Source organism: Agrobacterium larrymoorei (genome assembly GCF_037722385.1).
Lineage (GTDB): Bacteria > Pseudomonadota > Alphaproteobacteria > Rhizobiales > Rhizobiaceae > Agrobacterium > Agrobacterium larrymoorei_C.
The window spans coordinates 468,014-488,919 of sequence record NZ_JBBKAQ010000020.1 but is presented as its reverse complement, the minus strand read 5'-3'; the positions used below and the strand labels follow the sequence as shown (position 1 = coordinate 488,919).

Annotated in this window: 14 protein-coding genes; 8 read left to right on the top strand and 6 right to left on the bottom strand. The window is 59.1% G+C overall.

From position 1 onward, the window contains the following. Positions 1-128 precede the first annotated feature (128 nt). The 3 genes from WKI41_RS21235 to WKI41_RS21225 all read left to right on the top strand — a co-directional run bounded on the left by WKI41_RS21235 (position 129) and on the right by WKI41_RS21225 (position 3,797). Complete coding sequence (locus tag WKI41_RS21235; RefSeq protein ID WP_340195408.1) at positions 129-1,361, top strand: putative DNA modification/repair radical SAM protein; 1,233 nt, start codon at positions 129-131, stop codon at positions 1,359-1,361. Then, on the top strand, positions 1,361-2,812 hold the full coding sequence (locus WKI41_RS21230) for a UdgX family uracil-DNA binding protein (protein WP_340195507.1): 1,452 nt from the start codon (positions 1,361-1,363) through the stop codon (positions 2,810-2,812). Before WKI41_RS21235 ends, WKI41_RS21230 begins: the two co-directional genes overlap by 1 nt. Before the next feature lie 199 nt (positions 2,813-3,011). Next, entirely contained in the window at positions 3,012-3,797 is a 786-nt protein-coding gene (locus WKI41_RS21225) for a YfdX family protein (RefSeq protein ID WP_340195407.1), read from the top strand. A gap of 76 nt (positions 3,798-3,873) precedes the next feature. On the opposite strand, the gene carB is transcribed toward WKI41_RS21225, so the two are convergent. Next, positions 3,874-7,359, bottom strand: a complete 3,486-nt coding sequence (carB, locus tag WKI41_RS21220; protein ID WP_340195406.1) for a carbamoyl-phosphate synthase large subunit — start codon at positions 7,357-7,359, stop codon at positions 3,874-3,876. 259 nt (positions 7,360-7,618) lie between these two features. Between carB and WKI41_RS21215 the strand changes: the two genes are divergently transcribed. Together WKI41_RS21215 and ypfJ are read left to right on the top strand one after the other, a co-directional pair. Continuing rightward, positions 7,619-8,287: a glutathione S-transferase gene (locus WKI41_RS21215; RefSeq protein ID WP_340195405.1), complete on the top strand. Its 669-nt coding sequence runs from the start codon at positions 7,619-7,621 to the stop codon at positions 8,285-8,287. A gap of 74 nt (positions 8,288-8,361) precedes the next feature. Continuing rightward, positions 8,362-9,264: a KPN_02809 family neutral zinc metallopeptidase gene (ypfJ, locus tag WKI41_RS21210; protein WP_340195404.1), complete on the top strand. Its 903-nt coding sequence runs from the start codon at positions 8,362-8,364 to the stop codon at positions 9,262-9,264. Positions 9,265-9,330: 66 nt separating this feature from the next. Here the strand turns inward: ypfJ and WKI41_RS21205 are convergent, their stop codons facing one another. Further along, the gene (locus WKI41_RS21205) at positions 9,331-11,745 is read right to left on the bottom strand and encodes a YbcC family protein (RefSeq protein WP_340195403.1); all 2,415 of its coding nucleotides are present in this window, start codon (positions 11,743-11,745) and stop codon (positions 9,331-9,333) included. A 5-nt stretch (positions 11,746-11,750) separates the two neighbouring features. Further along, positions 11,751-13,376 (bottom strand): proton-conducting transporter membrane subunit, encoded by a 1,626-nt coding sequence (locus tag WKI41_RS21200; protein ID WP_425341079.1) that lies wholly within the window; start codon positions 13,374-13,376, stop codon positions 11,751-11,753. A 77-nt stretch (positions 13,377-13,453) separates the two neighbouring features. On the opposite strand from WKI41_RS21200, the gene WKI41_RS21195 reads away from it, so the two are divergent. Next, a complete protein-coding gene (locus tag WKI41_RS21195; protein WP_340195401.1) occupies positions 13,454-14,329 on the top strand; it encodes a LysR family transcriptional regulator in 876 nt (291 codons plus the stop codon). Here the strand turns inward: WKI41_RS21195 and WKI41_RS21190 are convergent. After that, complete coding sequence (locus WKI41_RS21190) at positions 14,326-14,805, bottom strand: DUF2938 domain-containing protein (RefSeq protein WP_340195400.1); 480 nt, start codon at positions 14,803-14,805, stop codon at positions 14,326-14,328. The genes WKI41_RS21195 and WKI41_RS21190 overlap by 4 nt on opposite strands. A gap of 150 nt (positions 14,806-14,955) precedes the next feature. After that, positions 14,956-17,043 (bottom strand): methyl-accepting chemotaxis protein, encoded by a 2,088-nt coding sequence (locus WKI41_RS21185; protein WP_340195399.1) that lies wholly within the window; start codon positions 17,041-17,043, stop codon positions 14,956-14,958. 317 nt (positions 17,044-17,360) lie between these two features. Between WKI41_RS21185 and WKI41_RS21180 the strand changes: the two genes are divergently transcribed. Beyond that, on the top strand, positions 17,361-18,776 hold the full coding sequence (locus tag WKI41_RS21180; protein ID WP_340195398.1) for an MATE family efflux transporter: 1,416 nt from the start codon (positions 17,361-17,363) through the stop codon (positions 18,774-18,776). A gap of 23 nt (positions 18,777-18,799) precedes the next feature. Here WKI41_RS21180 and carA read toward each other — a convergent pair whose 3' ends face one another. Further along, on the bottom strand, positions 18,800-20,005 hold the full coding sequence (carA, locus tag WKI41_RS21175) for a glutamine-hydrolyzing carbamoyl-phosphate synthase small subunit (RefSeq protein ID WP_340195397.1): 1,206 nt from the start codon (positions 20,003-20,005) through the stop codon (positions 18,800-18,802). Positions 20,006-20,332: 327 nt separating this feature from the next. Here carA and WKI41_RS21170 point away from each other — a divergent pair, with 327 nt between their 5' ends. Beyond that, on the top strand, positions 20,333-20,785 hold the full coding sequence (locus WKI41_RS21170; protein WP_340195396.1) for a GatB/YqeY domain-containing protein: 453 nt from the start codon (positions 20,333-20,335) through the stop codon (positions 20,783-20,785). Positions 20,786-20,906: the final 121 nt, after the last annotated feature.

Sequence of the window (20,906 nt, the reverse complement as noted above, 5' to 3'; positions counted from 1 at the left end):
TTTGTCCGACTATATCAGAAGACCATCGAGAAATGCCAGCAAATTAAAAGACCCCTGAAAAACGAGCATTTTCAATGGAGTTTCGATGTGATTTGACTTTTGTTAATGGAACATATAGAGAACAATTTATGAAGAAGTCAATCAAAGAGCGGCTTGCAGTTCTCTCCGATGCAGCGAAGTACGATGCATCGTGCGCGTCCAGTGGAACCTCGAAACGCAACTCGGCCCAGGGCGGCGGTTTGGGATCGACGGAAGGATCGGGCATCTGCCACGCCTATGCGCCGGACGGGCGTTGCATCTCGCTATTGAAGATTCTTCTGACCAATTTCTGTATCTATGATTGCGCCTATTGCATCAACAGATCGTCCAGCAATGTCGAGCGCGCGCGCTTCACCGTTGAAGAGGTCGTGTGGCTTACGCTGGAGTTCTATCGGCGAAATTACATCGAAGGCCTGTTCCTATCGTCAGGCATCATTCGCTCCTCGGATCATACGATGGAAGAACTGGTGCGGGTGGCCAAAGAGTTGCGGGTAACTCACGGGTTTCGCGGCTACATCCATTTGAAGTCAATTCCTGAAGCTTCACCACATCTAATCGAGGAAGCGGGTCTTTATGCGGATCGTCTCTCGATCAACATCGAACTCCCCACCGATAGCGGGATCGGCAAATTCGCGCCGGAGAAGCAGCCCGGCAATATTCGCCGTTCCATGGCCGATATTCGGTTGAAGATCGAGGAGGCAGGGGAGCCAACGCTGAAGACCAAGCGGGTGAAGACGTTTGCGCCAGCGGGACAGAGCACGCAAATGATCGTCGGTGCCGATGGCGCGGATGACGGTACGATCCTCTCTACCAGCGCGCGGCTTTATGGAAGCTATGGATTGCGGCGCGTTTACTATTCCGCATTCAGCCCAATTCCCGATTCCTCCAAGAATCTGCCGCTTATCAAGCCGCCTTTGATGCGCGAGCATCGACTTTATCAGGCGGACTGGCTCTATCGGTTTTACGGGTTCGATATTGGTGAAATCACCTCCACGCAGCATAATGGGATGCTTGATCTCGATATCGATCCCAAGCTCGCCTGGGCGCTCGGCAATCGCCAGAAGTTTCCTGTCGATATCAATTCGGGTGATCGGGAAATGTTGTTGCGCGTGCCGGGCTTTGGCGTGAAGACGGTGAACTCCATTCTCTCGTCGCGGCGCTTCCGGCGACTGCGGTTGGAAGATCTTGCCCGCTTCGGCGTGTCGCTGAAGAAGGTCAAGGCTTTCGTGGTGGCTGATGGGTGGACGCCGAGCAAGTTGACGGAGCGGCCCGACCTGCGCGCCATGTTCACGCCGCCGCCGGAACAGCTGTCATTGCTGTGATGTATACGGTCGAGCTGGAGGGCAGGGGCGATTTTGGCGAGTGGCGCAATGCTGCACGTTTACTTCTTGCATCTGGTGTTGCGCCAAGCGAGGTGGATTGGCGGCTGAAGAGCGATCGCGGCACGTTGCTTGATTTTGAGCAGCAGGCCTCTCTTCCGGTGGCGAAAACCGCGGTCCAGGTGACGGTTCCGTCTGCCTTTCTGCCGTTGGCGGAGGCGATCATCTGCCATAGCGATCCCACACGGTTTTCCTTGCTGTACCGGATTTTATGGCGACTGCAGCAGGATCGTGCGCTGTTGCAGATCAAGGCCGATCCAGATGTTCAAGCGGCCCGGCAGATGGAGAAATCCGTTCGTCGCGACAGTCACAAGATGACGGCCTTTGTTCGGTTCAAGGAAGTTCCAGGCAAGGATGCGCAATCGCGGCGCTGCTTCATCGCGTGGTTCGAGCCGGATCATTTCATAGTCGAGCGCAAGGCGCCATTCTTTCAGCGGCGGTTCAACGATATGGATTGGCTGATTGCAACGCCGAAGGGGTCGGCGCGGTGGAATGGTCAAGTGCTTCAGACCTCTCGCGAAGCGGCAGAGCGTCCGGATGTTTCGGACGAAACGGATGAGTTGTGGCGCACTTATTACGCCAATATCTTCAATCCGGCGCGGCTCAAGATCAAAGCGATGACGGCAGAGATGCCGAAGAAATATTGGAAGAACCTGCCTGAGGCCGATCTCATTCCGGAGCTTGTCATCGGTGCGGAGGCGCGGGTGCTCGGCATGGCGGCCAAGGCTGCGACGGAGCCGCAGATGTTTCACCATCGCATCCAGGCGGCAAATGCGGCCAGGCCACAGGAAGTCCTACCGGACGCAAATACGCTTGCCGGTGTGAAACGGGAGGCGCAAGGCTGCCAGATGTGCCCGCTGCACTGCGCCGCGACGCAAACAGTCTTCGGCGAAGGTCCGGAGGCAGCGAAGGTTATGGTCGTCGGCGAACAGCCGGGAGATCATGAGGATCTGGCTGGGCGGCCTTTCGTTGGACCGGCGGGCAAAGTGTTCGATCAGGCTTTGGTAGAGACGGGGATCGAGCGCAAGTCTCTCTATGTGACGAACGCCGTCAAGCATTTCAAATATGAGGCGCGGGGCAAGAAGCGCATTCACCAGAAGCCGAATGCAGGCGAGGTCGAACGCTGTCGCTGGTGGCTCACGCGGGAAATCGATCTCGTGCAGCCCAAGCTGATCGTCGCCATGGGCGCGACGGCGGTTTACGCTCTGACAGGAATGAAGGAGACGCTCTCCAGCGTGCGCAGCCGACCAATCCCTATGGAGAATTCACGCACTCTATTTGCGACGGTACATCCGTCTTACCTGCTCAGAATCCCCGACCAGGCACGTCAGGCCGAGGAGAGGGCGCGTTTCGTCGAAGACCTTCGTGCTGTGCGCATGTTGTCAGATGCGTGAGGTCGCTGGCACTTTTCACTCGTCTTGTTAGGCAGTAGCAGAGCAGTTTGCGTTTCACCAAAATGCGCATTTTCTAACATTAAAAGATCGTCATGAAGTATTTGTAATGCGACTATCGGAGATTTTGGGAGTTTAATCAGCATCAACATCCAACGGTGGTTGGGATGTTGTATGTGGAGATTATAAAAGGATTTGTATCATGTTTATTCGTCGTAACCTTGCTGTTATTCTTGTTGCCGGTACTATGCTCGGCGGAATTGCTTATACTGCCGAAGCTGCATCGACAACTGCAGCGCAGACGGAAACCATGGGCGCTGTTGTCCCGAACAAGGCCATCGACAAAGATGTTGGACGTCTCTCACAGGACGGAGCACAGGCCTTGGCCGACATTCAGGCGACACGCCTCGCAATCTTCAATGCGAAGCCGGATGAAGCGAAGACCTTCATCAGCAAGGCAAAGGACGAGTTGCAAAAGGCTTCCAAGGATGAAGCGGTGTTCATGAAGGCTGAAGCGGATCTGACGAAACCGACCAAGGCGCCGGCAGCTGGTGATGCGACTGCAAGTGCAAAGCCCGCCTCTGCGACGCCCATCCAGTGGTTGCCAGTCGACTCGCAATTGACGCTTGGTGAAGACTTCAAGGCAACGCCTGAAAAAGTTGCAGCCATCACTGAAGCCAACAAGAGCCTGAAGACCTCCGATCGTCAGGGTGCGCTTGAAAAGCTTGCTGTCGCGGATGTCGATGTCGAGTTCATCACCGCTGCTCTACCGCTCGATCAGACGGTCACCGATGTTGGCAAGGCTGCCGACCTGATCAACCAGGGCAAGTTCTATGAAGCCAATGCGGTACTGAAGGATGTGACAGATAACGCGATGCTGAACATCGTCGATATCTATGGTCAGCCTTACAAGGCAAAGGCAGAGAAGCCTGCCAATGCCGCAGCAGTCACCCCGTCGACGGACAAGACCGCTGCTCCAAAGGGCTAATCGCCCTTCCACATACTGCAACGAAAATGGCCTCCCCGCTGGGGGAGGCCTTTGTTTTGAAAAACTCTGTCGTTTCTCAGAAGTAGCTTTGCAGCGGCTTCACTTCGAGGTTGCCGGCCTTCAGCGCCTTGATGGCAAGGGCTGCGGCTTCCGCACCGGCCATGGTGGTGTAGTAGGGCACCTTCTGCATCAGCGTTGCGCGGCGTAGCGACTTGGAGTCGGAGATCGCCTTGTTGCTGTCGGTGGTGTTGATCACCAATTGGACCTGACGGTTGCGGATGCCGTCTTCGATATGCGGACGACCTTCCTGCACCTTGTTGATCTTTTCGGCGGCGATGCCCTGTTCGGCGAGGAAGCGCTGTGTGCCGCCGGTTGCCAGAACCTTGAAGCCTGCTTCCATCAAAATGCGGATGGCGGGCAGAACGCCTTCCTTGTCCTGGTCGCGGACCGAGACGAACACCGTGCCGGAGCGGGGCAGGTCGACACCGGCACCGAGCTGCGACTTGGCGAATGCCAGTGCGAAGTCGGTATCGAGACCGATGACTTCGCCGGTGGAGCGCATTTCCGGTCCGAGCAGGATATCGACGCCGGGGAAGCGGGCAAACGGGAAGACGGCTTCCTTGACGGCGATGTGCTTCAGGTTGCGCGGATCGGGCTTTTCACCATAGGCGGCAATCGCATGATCGAGCTTTTCACCGGCCATGACGCGGGCTGCGATCTTGGCAATCGGCGCGCCGATTGTCTTGGCGACGAAGGGCACGGTGCGCGACGCGCGCGGGTTGACTTCGAGGACGTAGATCGTGCCGTCCTTGATGGCATATTGGACGTTCATCAAGCCGCCGACCTTCAGCGCCTTGGCAAGTGCTGCCGTCTGGCGTTCCAGTTCATCCAGCGTTTCAGGCGAGAGCGAGCGGGCAGGCAGCGAGCAGGCAGAGTCGCCCGAGTGAATGCCGGCTTCTTCGATATGCTCCATGATGCCTGAAACGAAGACGCTTTCGCCGTCGCACAGCGCATCCACGTCCACTTCGACAGCGTTTGTCAGGTAGCTGTCGAAAAGCAGCGGGTTCTTGCCGAGAAGCGTGTTGATCTGGCCGGTCTTGTCGTTCGGGTAGCGCTGCTTGATGTCTTCCGGCACAAGGCCTGGAACGGTATCGAGCAGGTAGGTCTGCAACTGGCCTTCCGAGTGGATGATCTGCATGGCGCGGCCACCCAGAACGTAGGATGGGCGAACGACCAGCGGGAAGCCGATTTCGGAAGCGACGAGACGAGCCTGTTCGACCGAGTAGGCGATGCCGTTGTTCGGCTGGGCCAGATCGAGCTTCATCAAGAGCTTCTGGAAGCGGTCGCGGTCTTCGGCAAGGTCGATCATGTCCGGTGCGGTACCGAGGATCGGAATGCCGTTCTTTTCCAGCGCTTCGGCAAGCTTCAGCGGGGTCTGGCCACCGAACTGCACGATGACGCCGACCAGTTCGCCCTTTTCCTGTTCCGAACGCATGATCTCGATCACGTCTTCAGCCGTCAGCGGCTCGAAGTAGAGGCGATCGGAGGTGTCGTAGTCGGTCGAAACCGTTTCCGGGTTGCAGTTGATCATGATGGCTTCGAAGCCTGCGTCCTTCAACGCGAAGGCGGCATGGCAGCAGCAATAGTCGAACTCGATGCCCTGGCCGATACGGTTCGGGCCGCCGCCGAGGATGACGACCTTCTTGCGGTCGGAGACTTGCGCTTCCGAGCGCAGCGCGCCGACGAAAGGTGTTTCGTAGGTCGAATACATATAGGCTGTGGGCGAGGCGAATTCGGCAGCGCAGGTGTCGATGCGCTTGAAGACTGGGCGCACATTAAGGCCGTTGCGCAGCTCTGCCACTTCCTTCGGCCGCTTGCCGGTGAGCGAAGCGAGGCGGGCATCGGAGAAGCCCATGGCCTTCAGCATACGCAGGTTTTCGGCGTCGGTCGGCAAGCCGTGTTCGCGCACACGCGCTTCCATGTCGACGATCGCCTTGAACTGGGCGATGAACCACGGATCGATCTTGGAGTTCTCGTGCACTTCGGCTTCGGTCATGCCCATGCGCAGAGCCTGGGCCACCATGCGCAGGCGATCAGGCGTCGGCGTGCCGATGGCGGCGCGGATGGCGTTCTTGGAGCCTTCGCCTTCTTCGTAGCCGGGGATCTCGATTTCATCGAGACCGGTGAGGCCGGTCTCCATGCCGCGCAGCGCCTTCTGCAGCGATTCGGCAAAGGTGCGGCCAATCGCCATGACTTCACCGACGGACTTCATCGCGGTGGTCAGGATTGGCGAGGCACCAGGGAACTTCTCGAAGGCGAAGCGCGGGATCTTCGTGACCACATAGTCGATGGACGGTTCGAAGGAGGCAGGCGTTGCGCCGCCGGTGATGTCGTTGTCGAGTTCGTCCAGCGTGTAGCCGATGGCAAGCTTGGCCGCGACCTTGGCGATCGGGAAGCCCGTTGCCTTGGACGCGAGCGCAGACGAGCGCGAGACGCGCGGATTCATTTCGATGACGACGAGGCGGCCATCCTTCGGGTTGACGGCGAACTGCACGTTCGAGCCGCCGGTCTCCACGCCGATCTCGCGCAGAACCGCAATCGAGGCGTTGCGCATGATCTGGTATTCTTTGTCCGTCAGCGTCAGTGCCGGGGCGACGGTGATCGAGTCGCCGGTATGGACGCCCATCGGGTCGATGTTTTCGATCGAGCAGATGATGATGCAGTTGTCCGCCTTGTCGCGGACGACTTCCATTTCATATTCCTTCCAGCCGAGAACCGATTCTTCGACCAGAACTTCTGTCGTGGGCGAGGCATCGAGGCCGCCCGACACAATGTCGAAGAACTCCGAGCGATTATAGGCAATGCCGCCGCCCGTACCGCCGAGCGTAAAGGACGGACGAATGATGGCCGGCAGACCGACATGGTCGATGGCCTGGGCGGCGATTGCCATGGCATGCGCCATGTAGCGCTGCTTGCGGTCCGTCTCGCCCAGGTTCCACTGGTTTTCCAGCTCGTCGAGCGCCTTGTCCAAATCCGCGCCGGACAGCTTGCCCTTCAGTTCTGCGCGTGCCGCTTCGTGCTTCTTGCGGTCGGCATCCTTGATCTCGGTGGCGTTGGCCAGCATCGAGCGCGGGGTTTCCAGACCGATCTTTGCCATGGCCTCGCGGAAGAGGGCGCGGTCTTCGGCCTTGTCGATCGCTTCTGGCTTCGCGCCGATCATCTCGACATTGTAGCGGTCGAGCACGCCCATGCGCTTGAGAGACAGTGCTGTGTTGAGCGCCGTCTGGCCGCCCATGGTGGGCAGCAGCGCGTCCGGCCGTTCCTTGGCAATAATCTTTGCAACCACTTCCGGGGTGATCGGTTCGACATATGTGGCGTCCGCGAGGCCGGGGTCGGTCATGATGGTGGCAGGGTTGGAGTTGACCAGGATGACCCGGTAACCCTCTTCCTTGAGCGCCTTACAAGCCTGGGTGCCGGAGTAGTCAAATTCGCAAGCCTGACCGATGACGATCGGTCCCGCGCCAATGATGAGGATGGACTTGATATCTTGGCGCTTTGGCATGGCTCTCGTTCCGCTTTCTTGTTGCGCAAAAAACGGCCATGGTGAGACTTCACCGGCCGGGGCGCGCAATTCCAAATCTTTTCAGGCTAGAAGCGGCTTATAGGCAAATGTTTTGGCGAACGGAACCCCGAATCTTCGCTTTCCGACAGGAAAGTTGGCGCGTCGCAAAAGGATCATGGCGTGTGATCCTCCACGCACTATCAAACGTAAGCCTCATCAATCGCTTACATCGTCGCCTCCAACCGGATGCAGGATAATCATGATCATTGTTCATTACCTGGAAAATTCCCGCGCGCACCGCATTCTCTGGCTGCTGGAGGAACTCGAACTTCCCTATGAGGTAAAGACCTACAAGCGCGGGTCGGATATGCGAGCGCCGAAGAGCCTCAAACAGGTCCATCCACTCGGCAAGTCTCCGGTGATCGAGGATCGAGGTACGGTCTACGCGGAGAGCGGCGCGATCATCGAATATCTCCTCGACACGTATGGCGAGGGCAAGTTCCGACCGGACAAGGGCACGGACAACCACCGCCGCTATCTCTACTGGCTGCATTATGCTGAAGGCTCCGCCATGCCGTTGCTGTTGCTCAAGCTCCTCTTCTCGCGTTTGCCGAGCCAGATGCCATTTTTTCTGAAGCAGGTGGCGAAGCTGATCTCCAAAGGGGTGGCGGCAAAGCTCATCGATCCGCAACTGATCGACCATGTGGCTTACTGGGAGGCCGAACTCTCAAGCCAAGGCTATTTTGCCGGAGACATGCTGACTGGCGCGGATATTGCCATGAGCTTTCCGGTCGAGGCGGCCATGAGCCGAGCGGATGGTGTCGGACAAACGCAGGCGATCAGGCGCTTTCTCGACGCCATCCGCGCTCGACCCGCTTACCAGCGTGCGCTGACAAAAGGCGGAGCCTATATCTACGCGCGCAGCTGACGCCGGTACTCCCCTTGCGGGAACGCTTTGCGGCAATTAGCGTTTAGCGCAAGCATATTGATGGGGAGATTGCCATGCAGTGGAGAGGGCGCCGCCAGTCGGACAACATCGAAGATAGACGCGGCATGTCTACCGGCGGCATGGGCGGTGGCGGTGGTTTCCGCATACCGACCGGCGGTCGAGGCGGTGGCATCGGGATCGGCGGCTTGGTCGTCATTTTGCTGATCAGCTGGGCGCTCGGTATAAATCCGCTCACCCTGCTTTCCGGCGGCGACATGTATTCGGATAGTGGCAGTCAGCAACAGCAGCAGACAGGGACCCGCCCGCAGGGCCAGTCCAGCGACGAAACAACGGCCTTCGTGCGCACGATTCTGGCCGAGACCGAAGACACCTGGGGCAAGATTTTCCAGGCATCCGGCGAGACCTATCAGAAGCCGACGCTGGTGCTGTTCTCCGGCCAGGTTCGTTCAGCCTGCGGCAACGCGACATCGGCCTCCGGTCCGTTCTATTGCCCGGTGGATCGCAAAGTCTATCTGGACACCGAGTTCTTCCGCGAGCTTTCGCAGCGCTTCGGTGCCTCCGGGGACTTTGCCCAGGCTTATGTGATTGCGCATGAGGTGGGCCATCACGTGCAGAACCTCACCGGCGTGCTTCCGGAATTCAACCAGCGTCGCCAATCCATGAGCGAGAGCCAGGCCAATGCGCTTTCGGTGAAGGTGGAACTTCAAGCCGATTGCTATGCCGGCATCTGGGGCAAGTCTACGCAGCAAAAGGGCATTCTTGAAGCTGGCGATCTGGAAGAGGCGCTGAATGCCGCGCACCAGATTGGCGACGACACGCTGCAGAAGAAGACGCAGGGCTATGTGGTGCCTGACAGCTTCAACCACGGCACGTCCGCGCAGCGCGTCGAATGGTTCCGCCGCGGGTTCGAGAGCGGCCGCGTTGAGGACTGCGATACGTTCTCGGCTGATATTTGATCGGTGTTGAAGGCTGTCGTCGTCCTCGGGCTCATCCCGAGGACGATACTTGGTTCGGACTGGCTCTCAACTTGCCAATCGCTGGCATGGAGCCTCCATTTCTGCTCCGTCCATTCGCTTCCATGTCCCACCACTCCCATAGTGCCAGGCAAGCTGACCTTGATCGTCGATGGTGATGAGCGAAAGCCAGTTATTGTCGAACAGTGCGCTCACCTGCGGATGCCGCTTTAGAATGTCGGTGATTGCTTCCCTAGGTGCCTCGACAGCGACGGTCAGCCGCAGCGGGTCGTGGACAAGGGCTTGGCCATCATGGACCGACTGCCAGGGGAGACCGGCGCGCAGATTGCCGCCATTGCCCTCGACCACACCGATGCCGCCGACGACATTGTGGAGCAGCTTGTAGCCAGCGCCGAAGAGGGTCGGAGCCACGGCCGAGCCGAAATATTGCAGGCTGATCCAACTCGCGACGACCACGGGTGCCGTGAGGATCAATTCCAGGATTTTGAAGCCCTCGTCCTTCTGCCACACGTAGTCATGCAGGAAAGCCTTACCCTCCAGCGATCTCCCAGCCGTGCGCGACCTTGGCGCGACGATGAAAGCCCGGCACCCGGCAAGCCCTAGTTCCGGCCGGGTTTCCGACCAATCGCGGCTTCTTGCCAGTATGTTTTCCACCGTTGCCCCTGGAAGACGTTGCGCCCGCTCGGCGCGCGTAAGCCGCCCGGCATCGGCAAGCCATTTGCGCAGTTGCTTGAGATCTTTTGGGGCGATGCTGCGATCCAGATCGTCTTCGAAGAGCGTCACGGCATCCGTCGTCGTGTCGTGCAGGCCCGCAAGGAAGATGGTATCGGCTGGAATGCTGATGCCTTTGGCGGACAGCGCGTCGCGCACACCCCGATCGTTGATCAGATCCGCCAGCAGGCGCGCGTTGACATCACCCGCATGGCCGCCGCAGGCGCCGCAGTGAAGGGCGCTGGCATAGGGGTTGTTGACCACATTGGCGCCGTGACCGCAGATCAGCACGAAGCGACCGAAGCCATCGGTCAGCGACATGGCTCTCAGCACCCTTTCCGCCGTGACTGCCTTCGTTTCCAGATCGAGGTTTTGGACAAAGCAAGGCTTGGCCTTGTCGGGCTTCGCAGCTTTGGTGAAACGCAATCCGTCTCGCAAAAGCTTGCTGGCGTAGACAGGCCCCATCGCCTCGACGAAGGCGAAGGAGGAAACGGCAGCGAGCTTGAAGCGGCCCCAGGCACGGATGGCCCGGGCTCCAAAGCGCGCCTTCTGGTCGGCCTTTTTATTGTCATCGACGGCGCTGCAGGTGAAGACCGACGGCTTCAGCAGCACCGGCAGCCGGTGTTCTGCGACATCGGAGGCAAAGCCTTGATGGCTGGCGCCAAGGCCGAAGAAGCCGGCGAAACCGATTGTGCTTATGGATGGGTCCATGCTTTCCAGCGACCGACGTAAGACTTCGGAGCGGACGTCGATACAGAAGGCTGCTTGCAGCATCGGTCTCTTGTCCACCGCTTGGGCGGTGGACGGCGTTGCGAGAGCGGCAGCGAGCTTCCTCTGTGCTGCATGTTCGGCAGTAGATTGCAGAATACTGTCGATCTGGATGGCGCGATCGGCAATGACAGGTTCGACATGGGTGTTACGGACCTTCCGCCACTCGACCTCGATATCTGCCTTGTGTTGTTGGTACAACGCTTCCTCGAAGACCAGCCGGATTGCGAGAAGCTCCAACGCTGTCGTATCTTCATCGCCATCAACTTCGGCCTTGAATTGCATGTGGCGGGCAAATTGCGCCCAACCACCCAGTGTCAGCAGCAATTGATGGAAGTACGTTCCGGGCTCTGCGCCAAGCCCAAGCGAGACCGACGCCCGTTCGATGGCTGCTAGGGGCGTTTCCGGGGTGTCAGACACGTGGATGCCGAAGCCCTTGAGACCGAGGATTTCCGGGGTAAGGTCGTGAGTGGCAAATGCCCGCCAGGCGGCGTAGAGGCCGTTGCGCCGGGATGCAGCCCAAAGAGCCTGTCCCTGGTCGAAGAAACCTGCTGCGAAGGTGCCGATCCGATCGGAGACGAGGCTTGGCCAATCCTTGCCTGTCGCCTGTGCCGCGAGATCCGCAACCGCTGGCAAAGCCCGGACCGCTGGTGCTTCGTTCAACAGAGACGCTTTAAGCGCGACGAGATCAATGCTTGCATCGAGGCCGTTCGATTGGAGTGCTGCGAGGATGTCCTCGTCGGTGATCTCGCCCTTTGCGATCTTCTCGGCAAAATGCTTGCGGGGCAAAGCAAGCTGCACCCCGCCGATGCGGGCAAGAAGGGCCGCGGTCTTATCGAATGTCTCATTCGACTGACCGAGGAACGGGTTGACGGCAACGGTGGCCGTCAAGGGCCAGGCTGGTGGAATGGCCCGCACCGCCTGATCTGCGGCTTTTGCCAGAGCTTCACCGTGAAGCGTATCGACTGGGGTTATGGTGGTCATGCGACTTACTCCTTCACGGAAGCGGAGGTTGCGGAGGCGGGGAGTTTCCAGCCACCAAGCATGCGATCGAAGAGGGCATTGACGTAAAGCCCGTTGGCGAGGTGGACACGCAGCCCGGCTGCTGCCGGATGATACGCCCAGAGGGGAAAGAGCGACTGGGCGACGGCGACGAGGCCAAAGGTAACGACGGCGAGCAACATCAGCGTCCATTCCAGTGGACCGGGCTGCGGCGGAGGCGGAAGCGTGCCGTGCATCAGCCCGTCAGCGATCTTCTGCAGGGCAAAATAGGCGGTTGCGGCCAAGACGGCGTAGAGTGAGGTGCGCCAGGTGAGCGCCCACGGAGCAGCATCGGCCAGACCCTGGGCGATCAGATAGGCGACGCCGAAGATCAGGATCGCGCCGAGAGCGAGCGCCTGCGGTGGCTTGTCGGCAAAGCCGAAGAGGAAGCCGATCACCGCGTAGATCGTAAGAGCCACCAGGAAGGCGCGCGCGACGGCTTTAGCGTTGGGAATGGTGATCGGGCCGGGGCGGCGGATCGAGGCGACGGCTTCGATGGCTGAGCCGGAGGAGAGAAAGGCGTGCGCCTTGTAAAGCGAGTGCGCGACGATGTGGAGCAGCGCAATGGGAAAGAGCGCGAGCCCGCATTGCAGGATCATGAAGCCCATCTGCGCGACCGTCGACCAGGCGAGCGATGTCTTGACCGCAGATTGCGTCAGCATCACCACGCTGCCAAAAATCGCAGTGAAACCGCCCACCATCACCAGAACCGCAAGCACGATCGGCGCCTGGAGCATGACATCGGCGAAGCGGATCAGCAGGAAGCCGCCGGCATTCACGACGCCTGCATGGAGAAGGGCAGAAACGGGAGTTGGCGTCTCCATGACTTCCGTCAGCCAGCCATGGGTCGGGAACTGCGCAGACTTCAGGAGGGCTGCGACCGCAAGGAGTGAAGCGGCAGCAACGGTGAGCGGCAGGCCTTGTCCCTGTTGTGCTTCGACAAGGATGGTGGCGATGTTACCGGTCTTGAAGGCGACGGCCAGCAGGATGACGGCGGCAATCAGTGCGCTATCGCCCAGCCGCGAGACGAAGAATTTCTTGCGCGCTGCCCGTTGGGCCGCAATCCGCTCGGGATAGAAGATCAGCAACTGATGAAGCAGAAGACTTGCCGCGCACCAGCCGATGACGAGTTGCAGCAACGTACCTGCCTGGACAAGCAGGAGAACCGCGGCGAGCGTTGCCGTCATCCAGCCGGTGAAAGGTCCTTGCCGGGCTTCGCCGTCGAGGAAGGTCCCGGCATAGCGCAGCACGATCCAGCCGATGAAGGAAACGAGCAGGAGCATGACCAGGCTGACAAGGTCGAGCCTCGAGGCAAGAGAGACGTAGCCATAGCCGATGGTCGGGCTGGTTCCGGGCCCTGAAAGAGCGAGGACAAGGCCGGACAGCACCGCGATCATAATGGAGGCAAGCGCGGCCAGTTCGGCAAGGCGGATCGCCGCGCGCGGCCGAAGACCCGGTGCCTTGAAGGCATTATATGAGACATAGGCGAGAAGAAGCGGTGCGAGGAGCGGTAGAGCGTAGATCACGAGAGTTCTCCGGTCTGTGGGCTGCTTTGGGAGGAGGCGCAGCTGCATATGACGAACGGATTATCAGGAACCGAAACGCTATAAAAATTCATTGTTTCTAGTGAAACGTTCTATAAAATAGAACGATGTCAGATCTCAATTATCATCATCTTCGCTATTTCCGCGCCGTTGCTCATGACGGCAATCTAACGCGCACGGCCGAACGCCTGAACCTGTCGCAGTCGGCCTTGTCCATTCAGATCAAGCAGTTGGAGGAACGGCTGGGTCATGCGCTGTTTGAGAGACGAGGGCGGCAGCTTTATCTGACAGAGGCCGGTCGCATCGCGCTTGACCGCGCCGACACAATCTTTGCAGCTGGTGAAGAACTGATTGAAACTTTGAAGGAGACTGGACGCAGCCGCCGCGCCATCCGCATAGGCGCGCTGGCCACGCTATCACGCAACTTTCAGATCGAGTTTCTGCGCCCGATCCTGGGGCGTTCGGATGTCGATATGATTCTACGCTCAGGCAGCACGAGCGAGCTTTTGGGCGCGCTGGAAACGCTGAACCTCGATATCGTTCTCCTGAACCAGCCGCCGATGGCCGATTCCGTCACGCCCTTCATCGCCCAACATATCTATCAGCAGCGGGTCAGCCTCGTCGGCAGGCCGTCCTTTGGCAAGCCGGGTGCGACGCTCGCCGATCTTCTGGCTGAACATCCGGTGATCCTGCCGACGCTCGAAAGCGGGGTGCGTGCTCAGTTCGAGGCGCTGACCGCACGGCTTGGCCTCAGTCCTCAAATCGCAGCCGAGGTCGATGACATGGCGATGATGCGTCTTCTGGCCCGCGAAGGGGCAGGGCTTGCGGTTCTGCCGCCGATCGTCGTCAAAGGGGAATTGGAGGCCGGCACACTTGTGGAGTTCGATGCGCTGCCGGGAATGGTCGAGTCCTTCTATGCCGTGACGATCAAGCGCCGTTTCCCCAACCCGCTGTTAAAGCCGCTTCTGCAGGGTGACGCTTAGACGATCAGTAATGCGGTCACGAACATGCCTAGCGCAAAGATCGTGTGGGCGACGAGGTTGAGTGCGCGGACCTTGTTTGGGTTCGGTGTCTTGGAGGCCGCCCAGCCGATACCGAGGCCGGGTTGCAGCAGGAACCAGCCTGCACCGACCGTGACGATGCCAACGATAAACGGCAGCAGAAAGGTCGGGGCCGCAAACCATCCCGGTGGCACGATCAGCGCCAGAAGAATCCCGTAGAGTATGCCGACCGCGTAATGCGCAATCCAGCCGATCGCGGCTTCATTGGCGTGCGGCTCAGCCGTCGCAATGCTGTCATGGAAGACTTTGCCCTTCGGTAAATGCCAGAACCAGCGGCCGACGGGACCCCAATTGGCAGCCGGTTGGCTGAAGGCACGATGCAGGATGACCGCCCAGATATCCATGAAGAGTGTGCCGCCGACGCCCATTGCTGTACCTCGCCAGAGAATCTCCCACATTCGTTATCCCTCCCGAATCGTGATCTGGAGAAGATGTCTCGCGCTTGAGGGCGAGGCAAGGGCACGTAGGCACGTCGGTGTTAGGTGTACAAGAAAAGGCCCGAAAACGCATAGGTCCTCGGGCCTTTTGTGTTTTGCTCAGACTGATGCTCAGGCAGCTCGGCCGTACGCCCCATACTGATGTTCGTTTTGCGACAGCTTGAACTGCGCAAGCAGTGTCTTCAGGGCCGCGGCTTCCGTGGCGAGGCCATGGCTGGCGGCCGTCTGTTCTTCCACCATTGCGGCGTTCTGCTGGGTGCCCTGGTCGATCGTGTTGATCGCGGTGTTGATCTCCTGAAGACCGGTGGACTGTTCGCGGGTGGCAAGCACGATGGCGTCGATGTGCTTGTTGATCTCCTGCACTTCCGCAACGATGGTTTCCAGCGCTTTGCCGGCATTGCCGACCAGCGTTACGCCGGACTCAACCTGCGTGGTAGAGGTGCTGATCAAGGTCTTGATTTCCTTAGCGGCATTGGCAGAGCGCTGAGCGAGTTCGCGCACTTCCTGAGCAACGACAGCAAAGCCCTTGCCCGCTTCACCGGCGCGCGCCGCTTCTACGCCTGCATTGAGTGCAAGCAGGTTGGTCTGGAAGGCAATCTCGTCGATGACGCCGATGATCTTGGAGATTTCGGTGGAGGAGTGTTCGATGCCCTCCATAGCCTTCACCGCATCGCCGACTACGACACCGGACTGTTCTGCGTTCTGGCGCGCACGCTCGACCAGGCGACCAACCTCTTCGGCGCGCTTGGCCGAATCCTTGACTGTGGTGGTGATTTCCTCAAGCGCTGCTGCGGTCTCTTCGACTGATGCCGCCTGCTGCTCGGTGCGCTTGGAGAGGTCGTCCGCCGAGTGACGGATTTCGCTCGCGCCCGCGTCGATGGCATTGGCGTTGTGACCGACATTGACAAGGGCGGCATTGAGCTTGGCGATGGAGTCGTTGAAGTCGGAGCGCAGACGATCGACGCGTGCGACAAACGGCGTGTTGATGCGGTAATTGAGGTTGCCGTTGGAAAGATGGGTGAGACCTTCGGCGAGAGCATCGACGGCAAACTGGATGTCGGCGCTATCCTTGGCGGATTGACGCTCGCGCTCGGCGCGCTCCTGTTCGGTCATGGTGCGGTTGCGCTGCGCATCACCTTCCAGACGCTGGCGTTCCAGCGCATTGGTGCGGAAGACGGCAACGGCGCTTGCCATCGAGCCGATCTGGTCCGTGCGCTCCTGACCGGGAATCGCGATGTTGAGATTGCCGGCGGCGAGCTGCTCCATCGCCGACGTCATGCGCGTGACCGGCGTGATGACGACGCGGCTCAGAAGCAGGACGAGGCAGCCGATCATGCCGGCAACGGCAAGACCCGTTGCGACAATCGCCGCAACACGGAAGGTGGACACGGAGGCGAAGGCGGCCTTGCTATCGACAACGAACCCAAGGTGCCAGTTAACCGACGGCAAGCCTTCCACGGGAATGAAGCTGATGATCTTATCGGCGCCGTTCAACTGCGTTTGGCTGAGTGCGGTGCTGATCTTCGGCGTGTTTACCGGAAAGAGATCCGCGAGCTTCTTGGAGATGACGCCCGCATCCGGGTGGATCAGGATCGTCCCATCACTGTTGACGAGGAAGGCGTAACCATCCGGGCCGGCATCGATCTTCTTGATCATGGCCACAAGGCTTGTCAGCGTGAAATCGCTTGCGGCAACGCCTGCGAGCTTTCCGTTGCGCTTTACCGGAATGGCGGCGCTGACGACGAGTTCGCTGGTGGAGGAATCGATATAGGGCTCGGTCAGGATAGGCGCGTTGACTGCGACGGCTGCCTGGTACCAGGGGCGTTTGCGCGGGTCGTAGCCTTCCGGCATTTTCTCGTTTGGCCATGTGGTGAAAACACCCGCCTCATCGCCGAAATAGGTGGATTTGAACTCGCGCGCGAGAACGTCGTTCTCAATCGCCTTGTTGAGCGTCACCTGATCGGCGCCCTTGCTCAGCGCTGATGCAACCATCTCGGTCATGATGACGCGACCGTTCAGCCAGTTGGCAATGCTGAGCGCCGCCTCTTCACCGGTGGAGTTGACCTTGTCGGAGACGAAGCTGTTGGCCGCATTGCGCTGGAGGCTGTCGATATAGATGGAGAAGCCGGCAAAGGCAGCAACAACGAGGCAGGACGCGGAAATGACAATCCGCGTCATCAGGTTGGATTTCGTGGACAAGATAGTGGTCCTCGGATGGCCCGGCGTGAAACCGGATTGACTGAAACATGCCACTGGCAATTGCGGCGCGCGTCATGCACCCGAGAATTGATTTTTGTCAGTTAAGAAACGTTTGAGTGAAAACTGTAAACATAAGCTTAAGCGCATGTTATCTATAAGGCTTTCGGGATCAATCAACTTGATCTGCCCTAACGGCAGCGCAAAGCTTGTTTTTGAGGCAATGCGCCTTTTTCTTGCGCAGTTCTGCCAAGTCTCTTATGCATGGCATCTACCGCTTCCAGCATCCTCTGGAAGCGGTTTCAGTTTGAGGTGAGATCATGTCTTCGTCGGCAGCTGTCGGGAACGTGTCGCAAAACGGCAGTTCGTGGACCGCGCATTTGCGCGCCACGCTTGCATTGGGTATTCCGCTGATCGGTGCGCAACTGGCGCAGCTTGGCATTCATACCACCGACATGATCATCGTCGGACAGCTTGGCGCGGAAAAGCTTGCGGCCATGGTGCTGGCCGGACAATTTTTCTTTGTCGTCTTTATTTTCGGTACCGGCTTCTCAGTGGCCGTCGTTCCCATGGTCGCCAATGCCTATGGGCAGGGGGACGCGACCTCGGCGCGGCGAGCGCTGCGCATGGGCATGTGGGTGGCGATCGCCTACTGGTTCCTGGCGCTTGGCATATTCTACAATGCGGAGCGTATCCTGCTGGCACTCGGGCAAAATCCGAATGTGGCAAAGCTGACGGGCGATTATCTTGCCATCTCGAAGTTCGGCCTGCTCCCGGCGTTGTTGTTTTACGTGATGCGCGGGCTTGTCAGCGCCATCGGTCGTGCCAGCGTCATTCTCTATGCGACGATCGCGATGCTGTTGATAAACGGCGTCCTCGCCTATGCGCTTGTTCTTGGCCATTTCGGATTGCCGGCCATGGGCATGAATGGCGCGGCGATCGTTGCCGTCATCGTCAACACGTTCAGCCTGATTTTCATCGTCTTCTACGTGCAGACGCGTGAGGAAACGAGGCAATACGAGCTTTTCGTCCGCTTCTGGAAGCCGGACTGGAACGCGCTTGGCGAGGTCCTTCGTCTTGGCCTGCCGATCAGCATCACGATTCTGGCTGAAACAATGCTTTTTTCAGCCGCATCCATTCTGATGGGGCAGATCGGTACAATCGAGCTTGCAGCCCATGGTATCGCGCTACAGCTGGCATCGATCGCTTTCATGATCCCGCTTGGACTATCGCAGGCGGCAACGGTACGTATCGGCGTCGCGCATGGCCGCGGCGATTATCCAAACCTCATTCGGGCGGCGATCACGATCTATGCCGTGGCCTGCGTCATTGCGCTGAGCGGCGGTATTCTCTTTGCAGCAATTCCTGGCACCTTGGGCAGCCTGTTCCTGGATGCCCACTTGCCCGAGGCGCCCCAGGTGCTTGCCTATGCGAGCTCGCTGATCATCATGGCCGGCCTGTTCCAACTGGTGGATGGCATCCAGGCAGTGGCGGCGGGTCTGCTACGCGGTCTGAAGGATGCGCGTATTCCGGCGATACTGGCGTTGATTTCCTATTGGCCGATCGGCTTTGCGCTCGCCTGGACAATGGCTTTTCCGCTCGGTTTCGGTGGCGTCGGCGTCTGGTCCGGCTTCGTCGTCGGTCTCACCGCAGCGGCGATCATGCTGACGACGCGCTTCTACCGGTTGGTGAAGCGTGAAATGCAAACGGCCCGCGGTTCAGCGGGCCATTCATGAATCAAACTGAACTTTGAATCTTATCAGCGTTCTGCGAGTGCCGGTTCGCCCTTCTTCTCACGAAGCAGGTTGACGAAGCGGCGGAAGAGATAATGGCTGTCCTGTGGACCGGGCGAGGCTTCCGGGTGATGCTGCACCGAGAAGACCGGCTTGCCGGTGATGCGCAGGCCGCAATTGGTGCCATCGAACAGTGAAGTATGAGTCTCTTCAACGCCTTCCGGCAGAGACTTCGCGTCCACTGCAAAGCCGTGGTTCATGGAGACGATTTCCACCTTGCCGGTGGTGAAGTCCTTGACCGGATGGTTTGCGCCGTGGTGGCCCTGATGCATCTTTTCAGTCTTGGCGCCAACGGCAAGGCCGAGCATCTGGTGACCGAGGCAGATGCCGAAGATCGGCAGTTCGGTCTGGATCAGGTTCTGAATGACCGGAACGGCGTAGGTGCCAGTCGCGGCGGGGTCTCCTGGACCATTGGACAGGAAGACGCCATCCGGCTTCAAAGCCATGATGTCTTCGGCAGAGGTTTGAGCCGGAACAATCGTGACCTTGCAGTCGAGACCGGCGAAGAGACGCAGGATGTTGCGCTTCACGCCAAAGTCGACGCAGACGACGTGGTACTTGGCATCCTGCTCGCCAAGCGTGCCGTATCCTTCGCCCCAGACCCAAGGCGTTTCGTTCCAGACGGAGGACTGGCCGGAAGTGGCTTCGATGGCGAGGTCGAGACCGACGAGACCGCTCCAGGCCTTGGCTTCATCCTTCAGGGCTTCGATGTCGAATACGCCGTTCGGATCGTGGGCGATGACGGCGTTCGGGGCGCCATTTTCACGGATCCAGGCCGTCAGCGCACGGGTGTCGATGCCGCAGAGCCCGATAATGCCGCGGCTTTTCAGCCAGGCGTCAAGATGCTTTGCTGCGCGGTAGTTGGAAGGGTCGGTGATGTCGGCCTTGAAGATGACGCCGACTGCGCCGTGGCGTGCTGCCGGCGTCAGGTCTTCGATGTCTTCGTCATTGGTGCCGATATTGCCGATATGCGGGAAGGTGAAGGTTACGATCTGGCCGAGGTAGGACGGGTCAGTAAGGATTTCCTCATAACCCGTGAGCGCCGTGTTGAAGCAGACCTCCGCCTGAACCTTGCCTGTTGCGCCGATGCCGGTTCCCTCGATCACGGTGCCATCTGCAAGAACGAGCATGGCGGTCGGTTTGCGTGTTGTCCAGGGAGCTGTCTCGGTCATCTCGTTTCCCGTTTCTGCCGGTCCGGCCCGCCTCTTGAAAGGCAGGACGAAAGCGGTCATGTTTTCTCGCGGAGTAAGGACGCGCGAAAGCCTTCGCGTCGTAACCTTCGTTAAATTCTCGTGCAGGTGCCGGAAAATAACGGAAGCGGTCCGTGCGGTCAACCGCGCGGCCGGTGAATCCGCAGGAATTAAAAGCAAGCCTGCTCAACCACTTAAGCAAACAGTTTGCCGAGTGGCGCCTCGTCGTTTATGTCACCGGCACAATTGTTAAGGAAAGGCCTTAGCTGGAAATATCTTCCGGCCCGGCTCTTCCAAGGAGAAACAGAGATGATCCGCGATACATTCGCAAGCGCCCTGAAAGAAGCCATGAAGGCCAAGGATGCCCTTCGCCTGTCGACGATCCGTCTGGTGCAGACGGCTATCAAGGATCGCGATATCGCCAATCGCGGCATCGGCAAGGAGCCGGTTTCGGACGAGGAAATCCTTCAGATTCTCGCCAAGATGATCAAGCAGCGCGAAGAATCGTCCGCCATCTACGAGAAGGCCGGACGTGAGGAACTTGCCAAGCAGGAGCGCGACGAAATCGCCATCATCAAATCCTTCATGCCAGAAGAGATTCCAGAGTCCGAAGTGCGCGGCATCATCGAAGGCGTGATTGCCGAGACGCAAGCATCGGGCCTGCGCGACATGGGCAAGGTCATGGCCGTTCTGAAGGAGCGCTATCCTGGCCGTATCGATTTTGCCAAGGCATCCGCTCAGATCAAGGATTTGCTCAAGTAATTTTGGCGCGTTTTAGCGCGATCGTTGATCGATGATAAACGTAAGAAAGGCAGGGCATATGTGGGTGCCCTGCCTTTCTTTTACCGGAAGGTACGCCTGCGGACTGGCGTTCTCTTATAGG